The sequence below is a fragment of the Rouxiella aceris genome (assembly GCF_012933545.1).
GTDB classification, from domain to species: domain Bacteria; phylum Pseudomonadota; class Gammaproteobacteria; order Enterobacterales; family Enterobacteriaceae; genus Rouxiella; species Rouxiella aceris.
The window spans coordinates 117,141-141,157 of sequence record NZ_JAADJU010000011.1 but is presented as its reverse complement, the minus strand read 5'-3'; the positions used below and the strand labels follow the sequence as shown (position 1 = coordinate 141,157).

The 24,017-nt window shown below is 45.7% G+C and carries 17 protein-coding genes, 1 tRNA gene and 5 pseudogenes; 15 read left to right on the top strand and 8 right to left on the bottom strand.

All coding sequences use genetic code 11. The features are described 5' to 3' along the window. Nucleotides 1–189: 189 nt before the first annotated feature. The 8 genes and pseudogenes from frsA (at nt 190) to GW590_RS19375 (ending at nt 8,242) form a co-directional block, all read left to right on the top strand. Nucleotides 190–1,437, top strand: coding sequence for an esterase FrsA (gene frsA / locus GW590_RS19410; RefSeq protein ID WP_169404717.1), 1,248 nt, complete (start codon nt 190–192; stop codon nt 1,435–1,437). Nucleotides 1,438–1,499: 62 nt separating this feature from the next. Continuing rightward, nucleotides 1,500–1,901, top strand: coding sequence for a sigma factor-binding protein Crl (gene crl / locus GW590_RS19405; protein WP_169404716.1), 402 nt, complete (start codon nt 1,500–1,502; stop codon nt 1,899–1,901). A 206-nt stretch (nt 1,902–2,107) separates the two neighbouring features. After that, on the top strand, nt 2,108–3,211 hold the full coding sequence (gene proB / locus GW590_RS19400; protein ID WP_169404715.1) for a glutamate 5-kinase: 1,104 nt from the start codon (nt 2,108–2,110) through the stop codon (nt 3,209–3,211). Nucleotides 3,212–3,220: 9 nt separating this feature from the next. Continuing rightward, nucleotides 3,221–4,474 carry a glutamate-5-semialdehyde dehydrogenase gene (gene proA, locus GW590_RS19395; RefSeq protein ID WP_169404714.1) on the top strand — a complete coding sequence of 418 codons (1,254 nt, stop codon included), beginning with the start codon at nt 3,221–3,223 and terminating at the stop codon, nt 4,472–4,474. A gap of 161 nt (nt 4,475–4,635) precedes the next feature. Next, nucleotides 4,636–4,711 (top strand) — tRNA-Thr (locus GW590_RS19390). A 161-nt stretch (nt 4,712–4,872) separates the two neighbouring features. Then, nucleotides 4,873–6,039, top strand: a pseudogene (locus GW590_RS19385) (tyrosine-type recombinase/integrase). A gap of 157 nt (nt 6,040–6,196) precedes the next feature. Next, on the top strand, nt 6,197–7,099 hold the full coding sequence (locus tag GW590_RS19380; RefSeq protein WP_169404713.1) for an AbiTii domain-containing protein: 903 nt from the start codon (nt 6,197–6,199) through the stop codon (nt 7,097–7,099). Between the two features lie 333 nt (nt 7,100–7,432). Continuing rightward, nucleotides 7,433–8,242 carry a chaperonin gene (locus GW590_RS19375; protein ID WP_169404712.1) on the top strand — a complete coding sequence of 270 codons (810 nt, stop codon included), beginning with the start codon at nt 7,433–7,435 and terminating at the stop codon, nt 8,240–8,242. Between the two features lie 220 nt (nt 8,243–8,462). Here GW590_RS19375 and GW590_RS19370 read toward each other — a convergent pair whose 3' ends face one another. Beyond that, nucleotides 8,463–10,016 carry a hypothetical protein gene (locus tag GW590_RS19370; protein ID WP_169404711.1) on the bottom strand — a complete coding sequence of 518 codons (1,554 nt, stop codon included), beginning with the start codon at nt 10,014–10,016 and terminating at the stop codon, nt 8,463–8,465. A gap of 420 nt (nt 10,017–10,436) precedes the next feature. Here GW590_RS19370 and GW590_RS19365 point away from each other — a divergent pair. Further along, a pseudogene (locus GW590_RS19365) lies at nt 10,437–10,694 on the top strand (transposase); the annotation flags it as partial. 237 nt (nt 10,695–10,931) lie between these two features. On the opposite strand, the gene GW590_RS19360 reads toward GW590_RS19365, so the two are convergent. Continuing rightward, nucleotides 10,932–11,978 carry an IS110 family RNA-guided transposase gene (locus GW590_RS19360; protein ID WP_049264804.1) on the bottom strand — a complete coding sequence of 349 codons (1,047 nt, stop codon included), beginning with the start codon at nt 11,976–11,978 and terminating at the stop codon, nt 10,932–10,934. A 73-nt stretch (nt 11,979–12,051) separates the two neighbouring features. Between GW590_RS19360 and GW590_RS19355 the strand changes: the two are divergent. Continuing rightward, a pseudogene (locus GW590_RS19355) lies at nt 12,052–12,903 on the top strand (IS3 family transposase); the annotation flags it as partial. Between the two features lie 318 nt (nt 12,904–13,221). Here GW590_RS19355 and GW590_RS19350 read toward each other — a convergent pair. After that, nucleotides 13,222–15,048: an ATP-binding protein gene (locus GW590_RS19350; RefSeq protein WP_169404710.1), complete on the bottom strand. Its 1,827-nt coding sequence runs from the start codon at nt 15,046–15,048 to the stop codon at nt 13,222–13,224. Nucleotides 15,049–15,209: 161 nt separating this feature from the next. On the opposite strand from GW590_RS19350, the pseudogene yafN reads away from it, so the two are divergent. Continuing rightward, a pseudogene (gene yafN / locus GW590_RS19345) lies at nt 15,210–15,452 on the top strand (type I toxin-antitoxin system antitoxin YafN); the annotation flags it as partial. Between the two features lie 153 nt (nt 15,453–15,605). Here the strand turns inward: yafN and GW590_RS19340 are convergent. Together GW590_RS19340 and GW590_RS19335 are read right to left on the bottom strand one after the other, a co-directional pair. Continuing rightward, a complete protein-coding gene (locus GW590_RS19340; RefSeq protein ID WP_169404709.1) occupies nt 15,606–15,794 on the bottom strand; it encodes a YjfB family protein in 189 nt (62 codons plus the stop codon). A gap of 151 nt (nt 15,795–15,945) precedes the next feature. Continuing rightward, nucleotides 15,946–16,836, bottom strand: a complete 891-nt coding sequence (locus GW590_RS19335) for a LysR substrate-binding domain-containing protein (protein ID WP_169404708.1) — start codon at nt 16,834–16,836, stop codon at nt 15,946–15,948. A 311-nt stretch (nt 16,837–17,147) separates the two neighbouring features. Between GW590_RS19335 and GW590_RS19330 the strand changes: the two genes are divergently transcribed. Next, nucleotides 17,148–17,753, top strand: coding sequence for a glutathione S-transferase (locus tag GW590_RS19330; protein ID WP_169404794.1), 606 nt, complete (start codon nt 17,148–17,150; stop codon nt 17,751–17,753). 183 nt (nt 17,754–17,936) lie between these two features. Here GW590_RS19330 and GW590_RS19325 read toward each other — a convergent pair whose 3' ends face one another. Together GW590_RS19325 and GW590_RS19320 are read right to left on the bottom strand one after the other, a co-directional pair. Next, nucleotides 17,937–18,632 carry a DJ-1/PfpI family protein gene (locus GW590_RS19325; RefSeq protein WP_169404707.1) on the bottom strand — a complete coding sequence of 232 codons (696 nt, stop codon included), beginning with the start codon at nt 18,630–18,632 and terminating at the stop codon, nt 17,937–17,939. Nucleotides 18,633–19,151: 519 nt separating this feature from the next. Next, nucleotides 19,152–19,721 (bottom strand): annotated as a pseudogene (locus tag GW590_RS19320) (NAD(P)H-dependent flavin oxidoreductase); the annotation flags it as partial. Nucleotides 19,722–19,963: 242 nt separating this feature from the next. Between GW590_RS19320 and GW590_RS19315 the strand changes: the two are divergent. Next, the gene (locus GW590_RS19315; protein ID WP_169404706.1) at nt 19,964–20,233 is read left to right on the top strand and encodes a hypothetical protein; all 270 of its coding nucleotides are present in this window, start codon (nt 19,964–19,966) and stop codon (nt 20,231–20,233) included. A 61-nt stretch (nt 20,234–20,294) separates the two neighbouring features. On the opposite strand, the gene GW590_RS19310 is transcribed toward GW590_RS19315, so the two are convergent. Beyond that, on the bottom strand, nt 20,295–21,173 hold the full coding sequence (locus tag GW590_RS19310; RefSeq protein ID WP_169404705.1) for a phosphonopyruvate hydrolase: 879 nt from the start codon (nt 21,171–21,173) through the stop codon (nt 20,295–20,297). 463 nt (nt 21,174–21,636) lie between these two features. Between GW590_RS19310 and GW590_RS19305 the strand changes: the two genes are divergently transcribed. Beyond that, nucleotides 21,637–22,878: a sensor histidine kinase gene (locus tag GW590_RS19305; RefSeq protein WP_211186842.1), complete on the top strand. Its 1,242-nt coding sequence runs from the start codon at nt 21,637–21,639 to the stop codon at nt 22,876–22,878. Between the two features lie 15 nt (nt 22,879–22,893). Then, on the top strand, nt 22,894–23,946 hold the full coding sequence (locus GW590_RS19300) for an AraC family transcriptional regulator (protein WP_169404704.1): 1,053 nt from the start codon (nt 22,894–22,896) through the stop codon (nt 23,944–23,946). Nucleotides 23,947–24,017: the final 71 nt, after the last annotated feature.

Here is a 24,017-nt window from a genome sequence, read left to right as displayed (position 1 = left end):
GCTTTTGCGCATCATTTATAAGCGCCCGGTTTTCCGGGCGTTTTCCGATAAACATACCAATGTTATCTCTCTCCATGCCCGCGTTTTTGATTTACCCCCGCATACGCCCCTGACAGACTTTGTTATAATTCAGCTCTTGAGCGGCGCGGCCGCATCATCCTGCTTGTCACATAGGGAAGGTTAACTGACATGGCACCTGCAAATCTTTCTGAAAAACTCTTCAAACCCAAATTTAAGTATCCTGAAACCTCTACGCTGGTCCATCGTGTTAACAACCACAGTTCGCCAGAGATCCATTCTGCCCTTGAAGGTCAAACGGATCCCTGCTGGTATCGCACTATTAACCGGCTGATGTGGCTATGGCGTGGCATCGATCCGCTGGAAGTAGAAGAAGTACTGTCGCGGATTGCGGCTTCGACCGCCGAGCATACTGATCCGCAGTTGCTTGATACCGTGGTGGGCTATCGCAGTGGAAACTGGGTATACGAATGGTCAAATCAGGCCATGGTTTGGCAGAAGAAAGCCCAGGAACAGGAGGATGCTGAAAAGGCCAGCGAATATTGGCTAAAAGCGGCCAACTTCTACAGCGTTGCCGGTTACCCCCATCTTAAGGGCGATATCCTGGCCGAACAGTCGGAAACCCTGGCCTATAAAGCGTTTGAACAGGCGGCGCAGCACTCCCCGTATCGACTGAAAGAGTTTACCTTGCCGGTGGAAGGCACCAAACCTATTGGCGGTTTTATCCATTTGCCAAATATTGGTCAAGCACCTTTCCCGGCGGTGCTGGTATGTGGCGGGCTGGATGCGTTGCAAAGCGACTACCATCGCCTGTTTCATAGCTACCTCGCCCCGCTGGGTATTGCCATGATCACCATTGATATGCCGTCGGTAGGCTTCTCTTCTCACTGTAAATTGACGCAGGATACCAGCGTATTGCACCAGCAGGTGCTGACTCAGTTGGATAAAATTCCCTGGGTGGACGGGACCCGTGTCGCGCTGTTTGGGGCTCGCTTTGGCGGCAATGTAGCGGTGCGCCTGGCTTATCTCGAGCCGCGTAAAATCCGCGCCGTGGCCTGTCTGGGGCCTATCGTCCACCAGTTGCTCACCGACGCCGAATGTCAGCAACGCATTCCCGATATGTATATGGATGTGCTGGCCAGCCGCATTGGGATGAACTCGGCGAGTGACGCGGCGCTTAAAGTTGAACTTAATAGGTATTCTCTGAAAACGCAGGGGCTGCTGGGTCGCAGAACGCCCACGCCAATGCTCTCCGGCTATTGGGAACAGGATCCGTTCAGTCCGAAAGAAGAATCGAGGCTTATTGCGGCTTCCAGCGCGGATGGCAAGGTGATTACCATTCCTTCCACACCGCTGTATGCCAACTTTGACCGGGCGCTGAAAGATATTTGTCAGTGGATTTCCTTAAAGTTGTCCTAACGAAAAGGTTGCTAATTCTAGACGGTTTGCTACAAATATTGGTCTACATAAGGAGGTTGTACATGACGTTACCGAGTGGTCATCCTAAAAGCAGACTAATGAAACGTTTCGGCACCCTGGGGCCCTATATTCGTGAAGCGAAATGTGAGAATGAGCGTTTCTTTTTCGATTGTCTGGCAGTTTGCGTCAACGTAAAACCTGCGCCGGAAAAGCGTGAGTTCTGGGGTTGGTGGATAGAGCTGCAAGCAGAGAGTGACCGTTTTACCTATGTTTACGAGTACGGCCTGTTTGACAAGGAAGGCAACTGGAAGGCACAACCGATTAAAAATGCTGAAGTGATGGAGAAGCTGGAATCAACTCTGCAAGGTTTCTATAAAAATCTGCATGCCATGATTGCAGAAATGGAACTTAAACTGGTACCCGCAGACGATTCTGACAAACAGCCGATCAAACTTTCGGCCTGATCGCTAAGCTTTTACTCAATCCTGCTGTTATTTCGCGTTATGCCTGTTGGCATAACGCCTCTCTCCTGTTACAAAGACAACATAAGAGACTTATCCGGCTTTTTTCATGATGCAGAGACCATGGCGTTGCGGGTTGCCTGTCGCTGAACTTTGGCGGATATATTTCGTCCTTTCGATCCTTACTTAAAGAAAACGGCAGAAAGATTATGAGTGGCAGCCAAACATTGGTTGTAAAACTGGGCACCAGCGTGCTCACCGGTGGCTCACGCCGCCTTAACCGTGCCCATATTGTTGAGCTGGTGCGTCAGTGTGCGCAGCAGCATGCGGCAGGGCATCGTATTGTTATCGTCACCTCCGGTGCCATTGCCGCCGGGCGTGAACACCTTGGCTACCCCGAACTCCCGGCGACCATTGCCTCCAAGCAATTGCTGGCAGCGGTAGGGCAAAGCCGTTTGATCCAACTGTGGGAACAGCTATTTTCCATTTACGGTATCCATATCGGGCAAATGCTGCTGACCCGCGCCGATCTGGAGGATCGCGAACGCTTCCTTAACGCCCGCGACACCATGAATGCGCTGCTCGATAACCATATCGTGCCGGTGGTAAACGAAAATGACGCCGTGGCCACTGCCGAGATTAAAGTGGGCGATAACGACAATCTTTCTGCGCTGGCGGCTATTCTTGCCGGTGCGGATAAACTGCTGCTGCTGACCGATCAGCCCGGCCTGTTTACTGCCGATCCGCGTACTAATCCGCAAGCCGAGCTGATCCGCGAAGTTACCGGTATCGACGACGCCCTGCGTGAAATTGCCGGTGACAGCGTCTCCGGTCTGGGTACCGGCGGCATGGCCACCAAGCTGCAGGCGGCCGATGTGGCCTGCCGTGCCGGTATTGATACCATTATTGCCGCAGGCAGCCTGCCTGGCGTGATCGCCGATGTGATTGCCGGCAACTCGGTGGGGACACGTTTCCACGCGCTGGAGACACCGCTGGAGAACCGTAAACGCTGGATCTTTGGTGCGCCCCCTGCGGGTGAAGTTACTGTTGATGATGGTGCGGTTGCCGCCATGCTCGAACGCGGAAGTTCACTGCTGCCGAAAGGCATTCGCGAGGTGAAAGGCGACTTCTCGCGTGGCGAAGTGATCCGCATTCGTAACCTTTCCGGGCGCGATCTGGCCCACGGCGTAAGCCGCTATAATAGTGATGCAATGCGCATGATTGCCGGACACCATTCTCAGCAGATCAGCGACATTCTTGGATATGAATACGGTCCCGTTGCCGTGCACCGCGACGATATGATCGTAAGTTAAGGAGTCATTATGTTGCAGCAAATGGGCAAGGCCGCCAAACAGGCGTCTTACCAGCTTTCTACCCTAAGCACCGCAAAGAAAAACGCGGCGTTGATGCTGATCGCCGATATGCTTGAGGCCAACAGCCAAAGCATTATTCAGGCTAACGAACTGGATATGGCCGCTGCCCGCGAAAGCGGCATGAGCGCGTCGCTGCTTGACCGCCTGCTGCTGACGCCGGAACGCTTAAGTGCCATTGCCAACGATGTGCGTGACGTCTGCCGCCTGAGCGATCCCGTTGGACAAGTGATCGATGGCGCACAAATGGACTCCGGTCTTAAATTGCATCGCCGCCGTGTACCGCTCGGCGTGGTAGGCGTGATTTATGAAGCTCGCCCCAATGTCACCATCGATGTCGCCAGCCTGTGCCTGAAAACCGGCAACGCCGCTATTTTGCGTGGCGGCAAAGAAACACACCATACCAACCTGGCGACGGTAAGCGTTATCCAGAAAGCCCTGGAACAGAGCGGCCTGCCTGCGGCGGCGGTTCAGGCGATCCAAAGCCCGGATCGTGCGCTGGTGGCCGAGATGCTGCATCTCGACAAATATATCGACATGCTGATCCCTCGCGGTGGTGCAGCGCTGCATAAACTGTGTCGCGAACAGTCTACTATCCCGGTGATCACCGGCGGTATTGGCGTCTGTCATACCTTTGTTGATGAAAGCGTCGACTTTGACAAAGCGCTGACGGTAATTGAAAGCGCCAAAATCCAACGTCCAAGCGCCTGTAACAGCCTGGAGACCTTGCTGGTTCACGAGGCTATCGCCAGTCAGTTCTTGCCACAACTCAGCGCCAGAATGCAACTGGCGGGCGTGACGCTGCATGCCAGCGACGATGCGATGGTTTATCTTAAAGAAGGTCCGGCAAACGTTGTGGCGGTGAAGGAAGAAGATTACCAGGACGAATGGCTGTCGATGGATCTCAACGTGACTATTGTTGCTGACCTCGATGCCGCCGTGGCACATATTCGCCAATACGGCACCGAACACTCAGACGCTATTTTGACCCGTTCCATTAGCAGCGCCGACCGTTTTGTTAACGAAGTCGATTCCTCGGCGGTATATGTTAACGCCAGTACGCGGTTTACCGATGGCGGGCAGTTTGGACTGGGGGCAGAAGTTGCGGTTAGCACACAGAAACTCCACGCCCGCGGCCCGATGGGCCTGGAAGCGCTGACCACCTACAAGTGGATTGGCTACGGTGACGATTTGGTGCGGCCATAACCCAAGCGTTAACAGTCTGATAACCGGCGGCGCGCCTGACGCAAAGCCGGTTAATAACAAACTGCCCGTGCTGCCGACAAAAGCAGCAAACGATGAGCTTACCCCTTGACTGGCCGATGACTTTTCAATAATTTATCACCCCGTAGTCTCCCACCCTAAACGCCGATATAGCTCAGTTGGTAGAGCAGCTCATTCGTAATGAGAAGGTCGTAGGTTCGACTCCTATTATCGGCACCATAGCCTTATCCTAAATCGTCCCTGAAAGTAAAAAAAATCATTATAAATCATCGATTATTCTGTTTCATCGTCCGTATTAGTTCGAAATAGTCCAGTGGAATCCAATCAATAAAGTGTATAGGAGCGTGTGTAACTCTGTTCGTCCTGGAAATTCTATACACATGCGTCTTAATGACATACAAATACGTCGTGCAAAAATCGAAGACAAGGCCTATACGCTTAGTGATGGTCTTGGCCTTTCACTTCTCATCGAGCCTAACGGGAGCAAAAGCTGGCGGTTTCGCTATAGGTTTGCAGGCAAACCTAAAATGATCTCATTTGGTGTTTATCCTTTAGTAACCTTGGCCGATGCCAGGAAAAAGAGAGAAGACGCCAGAAAACAGGTATTAGATGGCATCAATCCGAGTGAAGCGCGTAAAGAACAGAAATTAGCGCTAAAGATCGGGGTAGAGAATACCTTTGAAACTTTGGCTCGAGAATGGCACGGTATGAAGAGCGCCAGGTGGTCGGTAGGTTATGCAAACGACATTATGGAAGCTTTTACCAACGACATTTTTCCCTACGTCGGCCAAAGACCAATTGCCGAAATAAGACCATTAGAACTACTTACTGTCCTTCGCAAGATAGAGGCTCGTGGTGCATTAGAGAAAATGCGCAAAGTTCGTCAGCGTTGTTCTGAAGTGTTTCGGTACGCTATCGCAACCGGTAGGGCGGAATACAACTCTGCAGCGGATCTTTCTACAGCCCTTAGCGCCCATCAGTCAAAACATTTCCCTTTTCTTGCCGCAGAAGAAATGCCTGATTTTTTAAACGCTTTGAATGCCTACAGCGGTAGCGTATTAGTGATATTGGCGACCAAATTACTGATGTTGACAGGCGTCAGAACTATCGAGTTACGTGCTGCCGAGTGACGAGAATTTGATTTTGAACAAGCGATTTGGGAAATTCCGAAAGAAAGGATGAAAATGCGTCGTTCCCACCTTGTACCTTTGTCTAAACAAGCGCTAGATTTAGTTAAACAAATCCAAACAATGACGGGGAATTTTAAGTATGTATTTCCTGGTAGAAATGAACCAAGTAAACCTATGAGCGAAGCAAGTATAAATCAGGCAATAAAACGTATTGGCTATAGCGGGAGAGTTACCGGGCATGGTTTTCGGCATACCATGTCGACGATTTTGCATGAGCAAGGGTATGACACTGCTTGGATTGAGATGCAATTGGCTCATGTTGATAAGAACAGCATTCGCGGGACATATAATCATGCGCAATATCTTGAGAAACGTAGAGATATGTTGCAGTGGTATAATGATTTTTTATTTAAATAAACTTCATGCTTGATCTGACAATCGGCAATGCGCCAACAGTACATGTTACAAATAACGCTATGCGTTAAAATGGGGAACAGAGTCCTCATTAAAAATCCGCGTATAATTGTGGCGTTAAAATCAGTAGTACTGCATAGACTTTTTATGGAGAAATAGAATGTCACTATTGCATCAGATTCAGGAATCAGTGGTTCAAGAAGGGGGCGATTTGGGGTCGATTTTGTTAAAGCTTCGACTGCTTGCTGCAAGACTTGGAAGTGAAGTTCTAGAGGAGTGGGTTAAACATGAATCTGAGGGCTACCCCAAAGAGGCAGAACTGCCTGATTATAGAATCATAGGTGTAAGCTATCGAGGCACTTTCTTTGGTCCTTTGGGCGCAAGTATTCAGAATGCGCAAATACCTCTATATCTTATTGAAAAGTATGCTGGGGATAAGTGGACAAGTTATAAAATACGGGAAAGTATAGCTACAGTTGATGGGTTGGTTAAAAACAGAGCCGATAGAATAGATGCTTCAGCTCTGATTCTGCTATTACAAGGGAATATTTATAAGGGGTACGCGTGCAATGATATTTGTGGAAGAATATCACCAGTGTCTCTTTCTGAAATTCAGCAGGCTGTAAGAAATAGAGTATTAGAACTTACGTTAGAGCTTGAAAAGTCTATTCCTGCGGCAGCACATATTACTTTTGGTACTGCTAAATTTGAGAAATATAATTCAGATTTTGTACGGAAAATATCACAACAAATTATTTATGGCAATGTAAACACTGCTGTTTCTGGTGGCGCTAACATTACAGTAACTATTGAAGAGCGTAATAAAGGTTCTCTTATTGAGTACTTAGAATCCTTGGGAATACCTAAGACGGATGCAACTGAATTTGCCCAAATAGTTGAAGCAGAAGAACCTACGAGTAAAGAGGAACCATTTGGGCAAGGAGCAAAGAATTGGGTTGCTTCTAATTTGAAGAAAGCTGCGGAGGGAACTTGGAATGTCGGTATTTCCGTGGCAACAAAAGTGCTTACTGAGGCAGCATTAAAATACTATGGCTTCAATTAAGTGACCTACTGCTATAGACTGCCTTACGGCACATGCTCCATATTGCTTCAAACGTTTGCTTCTCACTCACAACTGCCCGAGGTCGTTGTCGCAGTTGATTTGTGCATTATTAAAATAACGGTGAGTTAATAGACGGGAAGCATGTCAATGTTTTTCGTTAACCTATACATCACGCACATGGAGCATAACCGGTATACCCAGTGTGGTAGTTGATTACTTATCAAATATGTTGCTATAACATGCCAAAACTACCGATACGCTTAATAAAGAAATATATTTATCGTTATTCCGCATTTATGAGTATCGGTAAGTTTTCATATATATGGGGTTTTTATGACTAAAATTACTGAACGATTGAAGCATAATAGAATTACCAATGGTTATTGCAACATCTGTGGTACTTATGAGTTACTTACTAAAGATCATGTACCACCAAAGTGTGCCATAACGTTGGGCCCTGTATTGCAAAAAACAGTTAATGAATTTTTTCATATAAGTGAGCCGATAAAACCATTAAATGCGCAACATGGTGCTTTTTTTAAGACGATTTGTAGCACCTGTAATAATGATGTTTTAGGAGGACTTGATAAATCAATCGAAGATGTAACGAAAGTATTTAGAAGTAAGTTAGGTCTATACATGACTGGAACACAGATGAATCCATTCATCAGAATACCTTTTGATAGTGTGTCTTTTACTAAAGCTATGATTGGCCACATTTTATCGGCCACCTCTGTTGAAGATTGTAAAGTTCAGCTAGGCGAGAATCCATTCTACACACCGTTGAGAAGTTATGTGGTAGGCAAAATCTCAAGTTTTGAAGATACGCATGATATCTACTATTGGTTTTATCCTCACCGGATGCATATTTCAGCTCAAAGTGTATCTTTTATGAATGAAGGTCATGTGGCATTTATATGCGCTTTACATTTTTTTCCAATCGGTTTTATGGTTACTATCAAAGGCGAAGGGACTTTTCCCGCACACGCTACAAAATTAAAGCTTAAAGACGAATTCCTTATTTTTAATATGACAGCAATAAATTATGAATATACGACATTTCCCTTCGTTAACCTTAAAGGAGATCAGATGTATGCTATAAGTAGTGGGCATACTTGTGTAAGCTATCCATTAATAAAGTAAATATATAGAAAAGGAATTGGTTCTTTATTCAAGTTGCAAGAAATTATAGTATATCCAAGCGGCACTGGTATATCGTAAAAGAACAGTGCCTCTCAGCATTTCTGCGACCGCAGTGGTGCATCGACACAGAGTTTTGCCGACATATTTTAATTTTGCCATACTAATGAACACGCCCCATTAAGTCGTGGCTAATACAAATTAATAAATTATTGTAAGGGGATCACTCTCCTTGCAAATCAACAACAAGATAGCCATGTTTTATATATTTGTTGGCTATTTCATCTTTAACAACATCCAAATCAATTTCAAAAAATTTATCATCCCTTGTCAATATAATTTTTCTCTCAGTAGTTTTCTCGGATGTTTTTAAATTATATCTACCATCAGCCATTTTTTCAGCCATTCCTGTTACAACAAAAACAATTAACACAATAAAATCGCCAAGCATTACAGAGGCATTAAACAGACAGCAGATCTCTTTCTCAGGACTAATCTCACATTGTACAGTTCTAAAATTTACTCTTAGATTACTCTCGTCAGCTTCAATGATTTTTAGAAAGCTATTGATTTCACTTTGATGCAGTTGAATATCATGTAGTGAAATGGATAATTCTTTGTCAATATTAAAATAGTTGGCAATATTAATGACGTGATCAATCATATGCATTTCATTTTCATAAATAAAACTCCCACCTCCACAGGTAACCTCAAACTCTGTTTTGGGGAAATTAGGGAAGTCGAAGCGCATGGTAATATCAGTGGATTTGCTTGTAAATAATTCAATCAATTTGATAGAACGATACAAGTCATAAATATTCTGCATTGTATTTTTAATTTCAAATTTGCAGGTCACTTCACCAGTATATAAGCTGATTAAAAAGTCAAAAAAATCGCCCAGAATCCTTACCTTAATATTTTCTTTTTTAATAAAACTATTTAGTGGTGAATTAAATAACTTGCACTTGAATCGCATAGGACTTGAGTATTTCACTTCCCTAATAATAATGCTTCCTTCGGAATATGGGGCTACATTTTCAAAATTAATTATTGCACTATGACTACTTAACTCTGGAGCTGGATTTTCCATGCCAAATCTTACTCTCTTAGTTAATGCATTGCTTACCTTTGTTGGCGAATTGATTCCTAATGAGCTATTAATTAAGCTTTGGATTTGTTCGTTGCTACTTGCAATAAACTCCATCCTGAAACCTCCATTTTCATAGCCAACTGAATTAATAAATTTTTGCTTTTTCTTAACATATTCTTCTTGTCCATTAGGTAAATATTTCTCTATGAGTTTTTTTAATGCGCTCCCAGACTTAGGCTCTATAATATTTTTATGGTCATATGGTATGGTTATCTTGTTTTTATTGAATGCATTATTGGTGTTAATTATACTGAGTTCTCTTGTTCTTTTTAATATTTTACTAATTAAATCTTCATCAAGATGGACGAGGTATAAATTCTGGGCATCATTAAAACCATTGTATTCTACAAAGAATAAAAATGATGCCCCAGGTGTCTTTATTAATCGCATCAAATTTGAAATGGGGATTTGTTTATTTTTAGAATTACCATCTGTTGATTTGACTTGTACTTTACATTCGATCGGTGACATTAGAGAGTCAGGATTTGCAGAGTTGTGCATCTCCAAAGGAAACTCAACAAAAAAATCCCACCCATTCCTATCAATTTCAGAACGATTTGCAGCAAGACCTGCGCTGGCGCACAGCATACTAAATAGGTTTTCACCCATGGTTCCGATATCTCTCATATTAATTATCCTCGCTATTATTAAGGCCGTTTTATCTTAAGCAATACAAGACTATCAAAGTGTCATTCATAGGAATATTTTAACACTTTTTTAGTCGTTTTGACCCCTGCGCGCGCTGTTCCCCCCGCCTGCCCGCTGTTGGCTTAAGGTTGCAGCTTTAATGCACTACCTAAAAGGCTCTGAGGGCCTCCTGACGCGGGTTTTATCGTACTTTAGAGGAAACTCATGGCATGCAAATCCATGCACTCTGCGCATGCATACTCATTTTGGCAGGCTAGCCAGAGAAAAAGCCTCAAATGACAGGAAAAAAATCCCCGCACAATGGCGGGGTTAGGTGCAGGTGTAAGTATCCCACCAAAACGGCCCATTCATTTTTAGAGATCTTCCGACATACTGATTATGTCACCTGAGGAGATCGCTATGCGTAAGATCCGATTCACCGAGCACCAGATCATTGCCGTTCTGAAATCTGTAGAAGCTGGTCGAACCGTCAAAGATGTGTGTCGTGAGGCTGCTATTTCTGAAGCCAGCTATTACAACTGGAAGGCGAAGTATGGCGGTATGGAAGCCGCTGATATCAAAAAGATCAAAGATCTTGAAGACGAGAATCGTCGTCTGAAGCAGATGTTTGCCGATCTGAGTCTGGAATGCCGGGCGCTGAAAGACATCATCGAAAAAAATGTATGGTTCGCCCCCGTTTTGCAAGCACACGATGATAAAAGCTGTTTGCGTTAATGTATCCGGCCTCTTGCAAGTCAGCTGCTTTTGGCAGCAAGGCCATGATGGAATAAGCGCGTCAGGTTCCCAATAAGCTTCTTAGGCTGTTAAAGCCGTTTTTTTGTCCCGGGTTTACAAGACGCCATTGCACAGTTTTGTCATCACATACCCTGCAAACTGGTAAGATTTTAAGCGAGTTCAGATTTCTCGTTGCTGTAAATAAAAAGCGCCCGGTCGTGTCATGACAGCCCAGATAATTCGGGCAATTTTGTTCGCCAGTGCGACAACAACCTTATTGCGGTGTACACCGCGCTCTTCCATAAGTTGTACCCACTGTCCCAGAAAATTTGTTGTCCTGTTCAAATGCAGAACACAGGTTCGGGCTCCATGGATAAGCAGTTTTCTCAGGTAAGCATTGCCACGTTTACTCATACCTAATAAACGTTGCTTGCCTCCTGTTGAGTATTCTCGTGGTACAAGCCCCAGCCAGGCAGCTAAATTGCGCCCTGATTTAAATTGTTGGCCATTACCTACAAACGCCGTCATTGCCGTCGCTGTCAATTTCCCTACACCGGGAATAGACGTCAGCCTTTTAGCTATTCCATCTGCATCAGCGATAGACTCAATCTGGCGACGTAAGTGCAACAGTTTTTCCTCAAGAGACCGATATTCCTGCCAGAGATCAATGAGTATATCCCTCATTGATGGACTCAGTTCGTTTTGCTCGTCAGATAACAGAGAAGGCATATCATGTGTAAATTTGGCAATTCCACTGTGGATAGTTAATCCGTATTCCAGGAGAAATGCCCTAGCCTGATTCACCACCGCTGTTTTATGAGAGACCACGCGTTCTCTGATCCTATGTAATGCCTGTAGATCGAGCTGTGCCGTTGTTTTTGGTATCACTGTCCGCATAGTAGGACGAGAAATGGCTTCGGCTATTGCTTCAGCATCAATCAGGTCATTCTTGTTTGATTTAACGAAAGGTTTTACAAATTGTGCCGGGACGATGCAGGGAGTATGTCCAAATGATTTAGCCTTTCTGGCCAGCCAATGGCAACCCGGACAGGCTTCCATTCCAATCGTTGTTTGGGGTAAGCGGGCTAGATATTCAATCAATTTAACGCGGGTAAAACATCGCCTAATCAGGATATTTCCTTTATCGTCCATTCCTACTACATGGAACGTATTTTTACCGATATCAATACCCATTCGGCTAAGGGACTGTGCTTTTGTTCGTGACATAACACACCTCCAATATAAGGGCTGACAGCAAGTGCAATTTTAGCAAGTTGAGTGGGGGCGAACCATTCCATTAGCTTTAAAACCAGCGATAAAGCGTGAGCTCGTCAACTATCTGACCACGCAATTTACGATGAGCATACGCCAGGCATGCAGGACGTTATCGCTAAGCAGGACGGTGTTTCGTTATCAACCGGATACGCGACGTGATGAAGCGGTGATCCAGAGGCTGACCGAGGTCGCTGAGCGCTATCCCCGCTACGGTTTTAAGAAGCTTTTTCAGGTACTTCGCAGGCAGGGGCACGTCTGGAACCACAAACGTGTCCACCGGATTTACTGTCTTCTCAAACTGAATTTTCGTCGTAAGGGTAAACAACGCCTGCCGGTGCGCAATCCGGCTCCGCTGGCAACGCCGGAAGCACTCAACCAAAGTTGGTCGATTGATTTTATGCACGACGCGCTGACATGTGGTCGACGTTTTCGGACTTTCAATGTTGTCGATGATTTTAACCGTGAAGCTCTGGCGATAGAAATTGACCTAAATATCCCAGCGCAGCGTGTCGTCCGGGTGCTGGACAGAATAGTAGCAAACCGTGGATATCCGCTGAAGATGCGGATGGATAATGGGCCGGAACTAGTATCACTGGCGCTGGCGCAATGGGCTGAAGACCATGGTGTGATGCTGGAATTTATCAAGCCGGGTAAGCCAACACAGAACGCGTTTATAGAACGGTTTAACCGAACATACCGGACAGAAATACTGGATTTTTACCTGTTCAGAACACTGAATGAAGTACGAGAAATAACGGAGCGCTGGCTGAATGAGTACAACAGTGAGCGACCTCATGAGTCCCTGAATAACCTGACACCGGAAGAATACCGGCTGATGGCTGAAAAACCGGAAATCTCAAAAAGTGTGTGGAACTAAAGCTGGGATACTTACACAGTTTCTTGCTCTAATGCGTTAGATTGAGTGTTGCAGCCGCAAGATTCTCATTTTTCATTACTATATCAATTTTTTTATAATCAAAAAAATTTTTTATCTAACTTTTTAGAATCAATTCTTTCTTTTTTTTATGATTAAAATCAAATGGTTGCATGGTGCGCTAAGACATTTTTTATCATCAAAAAAATGTCTTAGCATCACTTGTTCTAAATTAACCAACAGGAGTCGACAATTGTGTGGCCTTGACTCCTGCGAGTATTTGTTTCCGATCAAACATGAATCGCCACGGGCTTCTCTGCATCACTGAAGCATGTCGCGAATTCTACGCATCCAACTGACAACCTCGCCTTCTGGATCGCGTTCATGAATACGGGCTGCAGTCATCAGAGGAAAGGCTCGCTCTGCGAGACGAGCTTTGGCTGAGTTATCTTTCATCACACCGTCAAAGTGCTGGGCTAATGAGTATGCTTCCGCAAAAACTTTTGGCGTTGCCTTCCCCCCGACAGGATGGTCGGTGACAGCGACAATCACACCAAAAGCTTCACTAATGGCATCAGTATGAAGATAGCTTTCGATTTCATGCTTCAGAGTTTGTGCTGCCCAGCAGCCATTACCCCGGGCATTGACAGCCTCTACGGCATCAGCATATGCCGCAACATCACGATCGTAGATATGAATCTCCCTGCGGTTCAATGCACGAAGATAATTTTCATTGACCCAGTGTTTTAACGTGCCTCCTCCCAGAACAATAAATGCCACACGTTCATCATTCTCGAGATCAGGAAGAGAGTTGTCTTCTTCGTGCAGCGCTTTACTGAGTGCTTTGAAGGCCGCAACATCGGTCGGGCCTTCAACGCAGAACAAGAGTTTGACTCGATTGTCCGGTGTAACGCCCAGCGTATCTGTGACGATACCGAAAACATCAGCACCGGCCTGGATGGTGGGTTTATCTGTTTCAACATCACGGGAAACAAAGCGAATGCTGTCACCCGGTAACTCTGCGGCAAAGCCCGGACTGTGTGTGGTAAGGATAACTTGGCAGCCAGCTTCGAGGGACAGAGATTTAAATGACTCAATCAGGATCCGCTGGTAATTAGGATGCTGTGAAGTTTCAGGCTCTTCAATGGCATAGATAATACTGCGGCGATTACTGGATTTCAGACGTCGTTCCGCTTCGGCTTTAAAAAAACTCACTAGCACCAGACGACGGACCCCACTACCACGTTTATTCAATGGGATCCCCCCATCGGTATTGAGACCGACGGAGAATAGTCCCTGCCATTTCGCTGGCGTGGGAGGCGTAAATTCAGGAGTAAGTTCTCTCGCAAGACCTGGTTCAATGGTTTTCAGCGCCTCGTGTGTGTTTCGGGCAATTTCTTCTGCTTTTTGCTGAACCCTCAACTGGATCCGTGCGATATCGTCCTGTACTTCTGCAAGCGCAGCCGTGATGGCTGCCTTCATAGGACTTTGTACTTCATCGTCGGAATCCCGGCTACTTCTGTCGCTCTGGAACAGTGCAAACATTGGCAACCAGCCCTCTATTTGCTCCCAGATGCGTTTCGTGTCTTCTTTGGCTTTGCTGACAGGCAGTAGCGTTTCTGTCAGTTGCAGATCAGATGATGCTGCCCATATGGCTTTCCGCATCCCGGGGTTCCCCTTCAGTGGAACCTTAAGCTCAAGTTCTTTCACCCGGGTCTGTAGCTCTTTTTCTTTCAGTTCGAGGAGATTCTCAAAACCCGCAGCACTGGGATGGTGCGCAATTACGAAAATCTCTGCAGTCGGTTTTTTGCTACTACAGTTAAAAATTTTACGAATTTTAAGTGATGCGGTATCAGTTAGCAGATACTCTTCTTCAAGTGTTGTCTCAGCACCGGAGTCCAGCGTGAGAGAAGGGGGGAGAGCAGTAAATTCGCAGGTGATCTCAACATTGTCATGCCCGGTGTGAATACATGCATCGCCTTTTTCAATGGATACCACGCTGTTGTTGAAGAATATCTCCAACGCTTCAAGTATCGTTGATTTACCAATATCGTTGCGTCCGACAAAGGTAGTCAGGTCATCAAACTCAACACTTATTTCTTCTGCATAACAGCGAAAATTTTTAACTGCCACACTTTTCAGTCGCATGTCTTTTCCCCCTTAATGAAACAGAACAGCTGATTTATCAGTAATCTTATCGAGTGGCTAAATATTTTTTGTTGACGTGCGTTTGATTTATATCCGGATCTCTGAGCGTAATCCTGTGAAAGTGTAGCCCCTCCGGTTTTTAGTACCACCGCTAATGAGGATCTCCGGCGAAATATTTTATTGATGAACCTGTCGCCGTACTTTCTAATAACCGGCCGGCAGGCTATATGGTCAGTGCAAAGGTTTTTGAAGAGTTGATCGAGCTGTTGGAAGGGAAGCAGGGCAGAGTACATACTGCTGCGTGTTTCAGGCCAACCGCTGAACGTTTAAGTGATATTGCGGATAACGGGCAGGAACTGCTGCAAAATGCTACTGACAAGGATCTCGCCGAATTCACGGAATAAGTATTGAGTTGGTTAAAAAACACCTGATGAACCTGACCCGATATCCTGCCCCATTCAGCAACAGAATTTTGGCATAACATTGACTCCCCAGAGCGCAGGTCGCGCCGAGGAAAAAGTCACTATTGACCAAAAAACAGCAGGTCAAATTACCGTTTAGGCGGTGGTATTGATATTCCGTCCGATCGCCGGGTTAGCAGGCAACTGTGGGATAGAGTCGATAAGACTGGCTGCCGTTGATTGTTGGTTATCCAGCGTCTTTCTCAACAGGAGGGCGTCCGCCTTACTACTGACATTTAGATTATCAAGGCCGGTAGCCAACGAAGTAACTTGTGATATATCCATTTTGTTCTCCTATTCGATACAATAAAAAAACTGATCACAGCTTGGACCCCTAAGCTTGGAATAGTTATCGGCATTTTCGACAATACCTTTAGAGGCCATTTGTGCCCTCATCGTTGTCTCGCTCAAAACCGCTAGATGATGAGTAAGGCAGTCACGGCATTTGTTCACTCCAGACGGCTATTTCTTCCTCCAGCCATTCGATAAAAAGAGCCACTTCCGGTTTTTTTTCTGCCACCGGGGAAGTCACAAGCCAGTAGTGCCAAGGATAAGGTGCGGTGACCGAGGTTATCTGTACCAACTCTCCCCGCAAGATAGCGCCCTTAACCAGAGAACTGCGCTCCAGAGCAATGCCGGCTCCCAGTCGTACGGCTTCTATTACCAGGTTTGAATCGTTAACGCGTAACCCGGATGGCACGATCTCTTTCGCCAGTCCTGCATTAAGACACCAGGTTTTCCATGACTCCATCGAAAAAATAATGTGACTCTTTGCCACTTCTTCTGGCGTATCAGGTAACTTGCCATTGTTATAACCGGGGGCTGCGACGACAATAAGTTCATCAGAAAAAAGAAAGCGGTTTTCTGTGCCTTCCCAGTCACCTTGACCCATACGAATCGCAATATCGATACCTTCCTGTTGCAGGCTGGTCACCGTCAGACTAGCCTGCAGGCGTAACGAGATATGGGGAAATTTCTCTCGGAATCGCGCAAGGCGCGGCAATAACCAGTGACAGCCAAAAGAAGGCAGCGTCGCCAGCGTCAGTTCCATTGTTCGCGGTTTCACCTGCACCAACCTGGTGGCTTCCGAGATATGGTTCAATGCCTCGCGTATTTGCAAAGCATAGAGCCTTCCTTCTTCATTAATCTGTACCCCGCGCCCATGACGGATAAATAACTTTACGCCTACCATGTCCTCCAGGAGTTTGATCTGTTGGCTAATAGCAGAATGCGTCACCTTTATCTCTTTCGCGGCCAACGTCACGCTACCAAGACGAGCAACAGCCTCAAAGCTTCGCAGACTGGCGATAGGTGGATAATCCGACATAGGGCATTTCTCTTAACGTTCTTTGATTCGTTAACGTTACTACCATATAAACATTTTTTAAATCTGGATTTAATAAAGAAAGTGACTTAATCCAATTAGTTAAAATGATGCCATTCTTATTGTTATTTCCGCAGCCTGCGAAAATGGAGTGATGCGTTAGATACACTAACCTCTGAGGTAAGAAAACCATGATATTCGACCATGCAGATCTACGGTAATGTGGGGCTGCCTACTTCGCCGAAGCACCTGATGCTGACAGGTGTAACAGGTAATCGATTAACGATAGTTGTGTTGCACGGACAGGAATGATGATGAAACTCATTGGTATGATGGATTCGCCTTACGTAAGGCGTGTTGCGGTATCCCTGGAACTCTACGGCATTGAATTCAATAGCATGCCGCTATCGGTATTTAGTACATTTGAAGCGTTTTCGCAAATTAACCCGGTAGTCAAAGCCCCGACGGTGATTATGGATAGCGGTTTGCAGTTGATGGATTCAACGCTCATTCTTCATTATTTTGAAGCGCTGTCCGAAGCTGACCACAAACTCTTACCCGAAAATCACCACGCTCTGGCAAAAGATCTTCAGATTTTGGGGATTATTCTCGCGGCCTGCGAAAAAGCGGTACAAAATATTTATGAACACAATCTCAGGCCAGCAGAAAAACAATATCAGCCGTGGATTGATCGTGTTACCCGGCAACTTTTGGCGGCTTGCCGGGAATGGGACGCTCTGCTTGAAGGCCGTGCTACAGTAGGGCGCCCTGACCAGGTCTCGGTAACCAGTACGGTGGTATGGTCATTTATTCAGTTTATGATCCCAACGGTGGTTCCGGCAGACAGTTTTAAAAACATTCCGTCGATTGCTGAATCATGTGAAGCCATGTCGGCTTTTAAAAAATACCCCGTATGTTAAAAGCCAAAATAATTAAATGCAGATGCTGAGTTATTCACTCTGACCATAACCTCCCTTTTTCGCTTAAAGATACCTGCGGGCGAAGGGCAGCAAAGTGCCAAAGGCGGGCAGACGACCGGAGGTTATTGACCATTACATCCGGAATCACTTGGCAGCAAGCTTTACCCTTTTCTAAAATAACCTTTATTTTTCAAGATTGGCAGCTGCTTTCACAGTAGCCTGCCGTCTCTTCTCAATGAATGGCGCGAGCTGTTCCTGTACTTTTTTAAGCAACTCTGCTGATGCCGTTCGGGGGGAACCACAAGTAAAGGGCGGTGCGGGATCATATTCCAGATTTAATTGAATATTTTTAGCAACATCGCTTCCATATATTTCTGCCACCACGTTAAGTGCAAAATCGATACCTGATGTGACACCTGCGCCTGTAATCCGGTTTCTATCACGAACTACGCGTTCGTTTATCGGTTCTGCTCCCAGTAGCGTGAGTTGGTCTAGCGAAGCCCAGTGCGTGGTGGCTTTATATCCTTTCAACAGTCCGGCAGCACCAAGAACAAGAGATCCGGTGCATACCGAGGTAACAAGTCTGGCTTCTATACTTTTGTGCCTGATAAACGAGAGAACTTCTTCATCTTCCATCAGGTTTATCTGTCCCGGTCCTCCGGGAACACAAATTACATCCAGTTTCGGGCACGTATTGAAAGTGGTTGTTGGCAGAATAGCCATTCCACGGTCAGAAACTACAGGTTGCAGATCCTTCCAGATGAGATGAACTTTAGTATTAGGTGCCCTGGCAAAAACTTCATACGGGCCGGTGAGATCAAGCTGAGTGAGCGCTGGAAACAGGAGCAGCCCTATTGACGTGAATGCAGAATCGCTCATAACAAGATCCTTTAATTTAAAAATCCTATAATGCATTTTTTTTCAGTGGAGGCTACTGCCCGCATTGGTAGCGGCTATCCAAGAGAGGCTTTTAACTTTGCAGCCATTTGTTTGGCCTGCTCGATAGATAACATATTGTCTCCTGTCGTCAGGAAATGGTGGTGCTCGCATTACCACATCCCGACCATCAAGAGTTGTTAAATCAATGAGGTTGAGAACCATAATGCTTTCACCTTTTCCCTTAAGGAAGCGAGCGGCAGGCAGCACGGGCCTTGCTCGACAGTATACATTAGCGACGAATTACACAAGTTTCAATTTTCTAATAAAGTGATCCCCATGAACTATCCAGACACTAACGAGCTTTGGGCGCAGGCATTTTTTCAAGCGCTACGTTCGCTCATTGCTCAAAGCTGTCGGGGTGTTTAAGGGGCTGATATATGCCAGAAGGAAGCGGATGTTAGGAAAGTTGGATTGTAATCGGGATTAGTTGTAAATCTCGCCACAAATGGCGAGACATCATCATACGGTTAATTCATTAGCCATTGCAGCTACGCTGTTAATGACCCGAATACTACCGATGCCAGTACCTAGCGAGATATAGCCCTCATCGACGTTCCCTTCAAACATGCCGATACGCAAACCGCGTAAACCACCCATAGTTTTTCCAAGATCTTCGTTACTGGCTCCCGCTTTATCCATTTGCACCAATTTTTCTGCCAGCTTGCCAGGCAACGAACGGCAGTAATCCGGCATCGTTCTGAAAAGCAACATATCCAGTCCATCGGAATCGATGATTTTTTCTTTCACTGATTGCGGTACGCGACTTTCTTTCGTGCTGATGAATACGGATCCTGCAAATACCCCGCTTGCCCCAAGGGCGTTGGCAGCTCTGGCGGTACGGCTATCGGTGATACCGCCGGCGGCCAGCACTGGTCCGTTTTGTACCGCATCTGCAATCAGCGGTACGATGGAAAACGTACCCAAATCCTTACCAGGTAATGTGCCGCCTTCGTCAAAACCGGTTGCCACAATAATATCTGCGCCAGCAGCTTCAGCAATGCGGGTATTTTCAGGGAGCGGGTTGATGTCGTGGTTAGAACCCGATGAGGTGTTAAGAGTCATCTGAATACTTCACTGCAAGCATAACGTTGGTTTTTCGCCCATTATTGCCCTTCAACTTTTAGATTGCCCTGCTGCGGATGTTAGCTGAAAACGCGCAACTCAAAGGCGAGGGATTGATCAATTGGCTGCGATATACTGGCAGATGTGTACAAGACTAAGTCAGAGCGGATATATTGTTTAATTACATCCTCCTCCATGTGGAGAACTAAATGCCGGACTACTTTTTTTTCAAAAAGGGTAAGCAAACCGTTGTGCTGGAAAGATCGGCTACGGATGTAGCCTCTCAGCTGACTGAACAGGGTTATAAAAAACAATTTGAAGAGGTCAGCGCCGCTGATGAAAAATACGCGCTTGCTCGCTTTGTTGATATTCGCCGCGAAAATCGAATAAATCACCATAACTTCTTGGCTGGTGCTGGAGAAATGCCTCTGATAGGCGTTCTGACGGCAGTTGCTGCTTTTCTTTTTCGGAAAAAGTAATCAGAGCATCAATATCATTTCCGATACACCGCTGGCTCAAAAGAAGTATGCGGGAAAGATTTTAGCGCAGGTATTTTTTCTCTATTTCCCGCATCTGAGCATCTCCTTGCAGGGTGATGATTTCCTGTACCGACGGCAGTTGCGCATCCACATTATGGATACCCCCGTCTTGCCGTATGCGGGTAAACACCTGACGCATAGCGCCAACTGCGGCGCGGATTGCATGGTTACCATAGATAACTATCCCCACTTTGCCGGTTTCTGCTATTGCCGCTTCGGTCAGTTGCGGGTATGCCGTTGGCACCAGAACCAGCGGTTTCCTGCCGGACCATGCCTGGATAAAGCTCATGATTTCGTCGGGGGTTTTCTGTTTTGAATGGATAAGGATCGCGTCAGCGCCGGCTTCAGCATAAGCCTCCGCGCGGCGTAGTGCCTCAGCCATCCCCAGTCCCGCTATCAGGGCCTCCACACGGGCAATGACCACAAAACTGTTTTCCCGGCGGGCGCTGACGGCTGCTTCCAACTTACCCTGAAACTCTTCAGTACGCAGTAATTCCTGGCGACCAGCAACGCGCAGACTTGTATCCTTCGGAAAGGTCTTGTCTTCCATAACTACCGCAGAAACACCCGCCGCCTCGTACTGTGGGATAGCGTAGCTGACATTTACGGCATTGCCGAATCCGGTATCGATATCGGCGATAAGCGGAATTTGCACCGTAGTGGCGATGGAACGCATCATTGCAAGATGTATCCCCATCGGCAGGATACTGGCATCCGGTACAGCATAGCTGGCGGAGAGTTCAAAACCGCTTCCCCAGATGCCGTTAAACCCGGCTTCTTCAGCCAGTTTTGCGGCAAGAGGATTATGTGCAGCCATGGCGGTGAACAGTCGTCGCTGACTGAGATAGTCGCGTAGCAGGGTATTTTTTGTCTGGTTCATGGTATTTCCTCCTGGTTGGCGCTGGCGCGCATAAGCGTCTCCTGCGTTGATCTCTTGGTACGATTATTAGCACAATTTATCTGCCGAGGACGATCAAGCCATAACAAATCATTACAGAGTTTATGCGTTTTACCACTCGCCTTAAATACCATCACAGTGATACAGCATCCGTTACTGGTTTATTTCTGAAAAAATTATTTTTATGGCGTTGTTCAAGGTTTTTTTGATTTTTATTGGATTAATAGAAATAACAAACATTATGTTACTTGTTTTTATATTTCATAATTTATTAATTCTTCTTCTCTATTTCTTGTTGGAACATTAATGTTAATTTGCAAAATGTAATAAAAACATAATGCATTAATTAACTTAACAAAATAGATACAATTAAATTTGGGTTTGTGAGCGGTTTCATTATTTTTAAAAGATAAATAAGGTATGTTTTATCGGCATTTAAATTCATATGGTGGATGTCGTGAGTGATAAATATAAATTACATGAATTTCTTGATGTCGACCGTCTGCAAACTTTACAGGACAACTTCAGTAAATCGATGATGATTGCCCTCGTGGTCGTCGACCAGGAGGGCGTCCCTGTGACTCACCCCAGCGGATTTTCTGATTTTTGCGCGCGTTCGAGAATGAATGAGGCGCTGGCGCGGCATTGCTATGAGAGCGACAGTGCAGGCGGTCAAGCGGCTATGCGCGCCAGAAAGCCAGTGGTGTATCGCTGTTACTGCGGTTTTGTCGAGTTTGCGGTGCCCATAATGATCAATGATCATCACCTTGGCGCTTTTATTTCAGGTCAGGTTAAGGTTGAAGAGGAAAAAGAGAAAAGCATTCCCTACATCCTGGACAATAACAGTCTATGGCAAGAAAATCCCTGGCTTATCAATCTCCACGACAACACACAGCATATGCCGTATGAACGCTTTGAATCCACGGCCCATACGCTACTTCATGTTGCCTCGTACCTGGTTGAGCAGGCGCACGCCACTAACATTCAGCGCGAATTGCGTTATAAAGATCAGGAACTGACCAACGAGTTACGTAAACGTGTTGAGATAGAGCGCTCCTTGCATGAAGCCGAATTTAAAGCGCTCTCATACCAAATCAATCCACATTTTTTATTTAATGTGCTTAACACGATAGGTCGGCTGGCATTTCTCGAAGATGCCAGTCGCACCGAGACCATGGTGCACGATTTTTCGGATATGATGCGCTATCTGTTGCGCAAGAATAACAATGGTCTGATCACCCTGGGTCAGGAAATGAATTATGTAAATTGTTATATGTCGATTCAAAAGGTCAGAATGAATGACCGTTTTGATTATGCGTGCGATATTTCAGAAAAATATAATGATGTTGTTTGTCCATTTTTGATCCTTCAACCTTTGGTGGAGAATTTCTTTAACTATGTAGTGGAACCGCGTGAAACGAAGAGTCATATCGTTCTGCGTGCCACTGACGATGGCAAGGATGTGATTATTGAAATCACAGACAACGGTGATGGTATTTCTCCTGAAGATATTGAACATATCCTCTCCGGCAACCAGAACCGACAAAAAGGTGGCATTGGCATTAACAATATTAAAAACCGCCTTCAACTATTATTTGGTGAAAGCTATGGATTACAAATCACCAGCCCCCATAAGCCAATGTTTGGCACCACCATAAAACTGCGGTTTCCAATGGTGCCAGCCTGAGCCTGGAGTGTGTGTATGTATAATATTGTTATTGTCGAAGATGAGTCTATCGAGTTGGAGTCGCTAAAACGCATCATTTCTCGCTGTGTGGAGAATTCTGTTATTCATGAAGCCTCGACCGGCAAAAAAGCTATCCAACTGATCGATCAGCTCAGTCAAATCGATATGATGTTTGTTGATATCAATATCCCGTTACCCAATGGCAATCAGGTTATTGAATATCTTAAGCAGAAAAATACCGCTACCAAGGTGATAGTTACCACGGCTAATGATGATTTTGAGATTGTTCGCCATATGTTAAGCCTGAAGGTTGACGACTATCTGTTGAAACCGATTAAGCAAAGTATTCTGAGTGATACGATCCGCAAAACCTTACAGGTCGATGAAGAGGCTGCATCGGCAACGCGTAAACTGCGGCAGAATATCAGTGAACTCGTTAATAGCTGTGATTATCCACGCTGGCACATCTTTTTATTCAGTATTCTCGATGCGGCTTGCATGGCATGGGAATCTGGCAACGATCGGTCGAAAACGGTCACTGACGTGCTGGAGCTGGTGCAGCAACATCTGGTGACTTTGGGGGACAAATATACAAGCTGTCGCAATAAAATTGCCAATATTACTCAGGGTATTCGACAACAGGGGCTATCTGCAGGCAATTACTGGCGGGTGATGAACGGGCTATTAAGCATTAGTGAGGATGTTTTTGAGCAATCCTTTAAACAGGTCAGTGGCGATATGGATTTTGTAGCCCGGGCACAATTTCATATCGAAAAAAATATTCTCCACAATTTGACGCTGGATGATATTGCCGCAAAAGCTTTTGTCAGCCCGTGCTATTTAAGCCGTGCATTTAAAAAGAGTCTGGGAACGGGTTTTTCAAGTTATATCACCAACCGAAAAATCAGTATGGCAAAATCATTGCTGCAGTTCAGCGACTTAAAAGTCAATACTATCGCGCTGGAGCTTTCCTGGCAGGATGCGAACTATTTTTGTCGTATTTTCAAAAAAGAGACCGGTATTGCTCCTTCGGATTATCGCCGAATTGCCTCGCCGGAGGTGTGCTGAGTTAGCGGGGATTTTTTGCGCTTGCGCTAAGAATAAGCGCAAGAAAGTCCGCTATCCCGGCAAGATAGTAT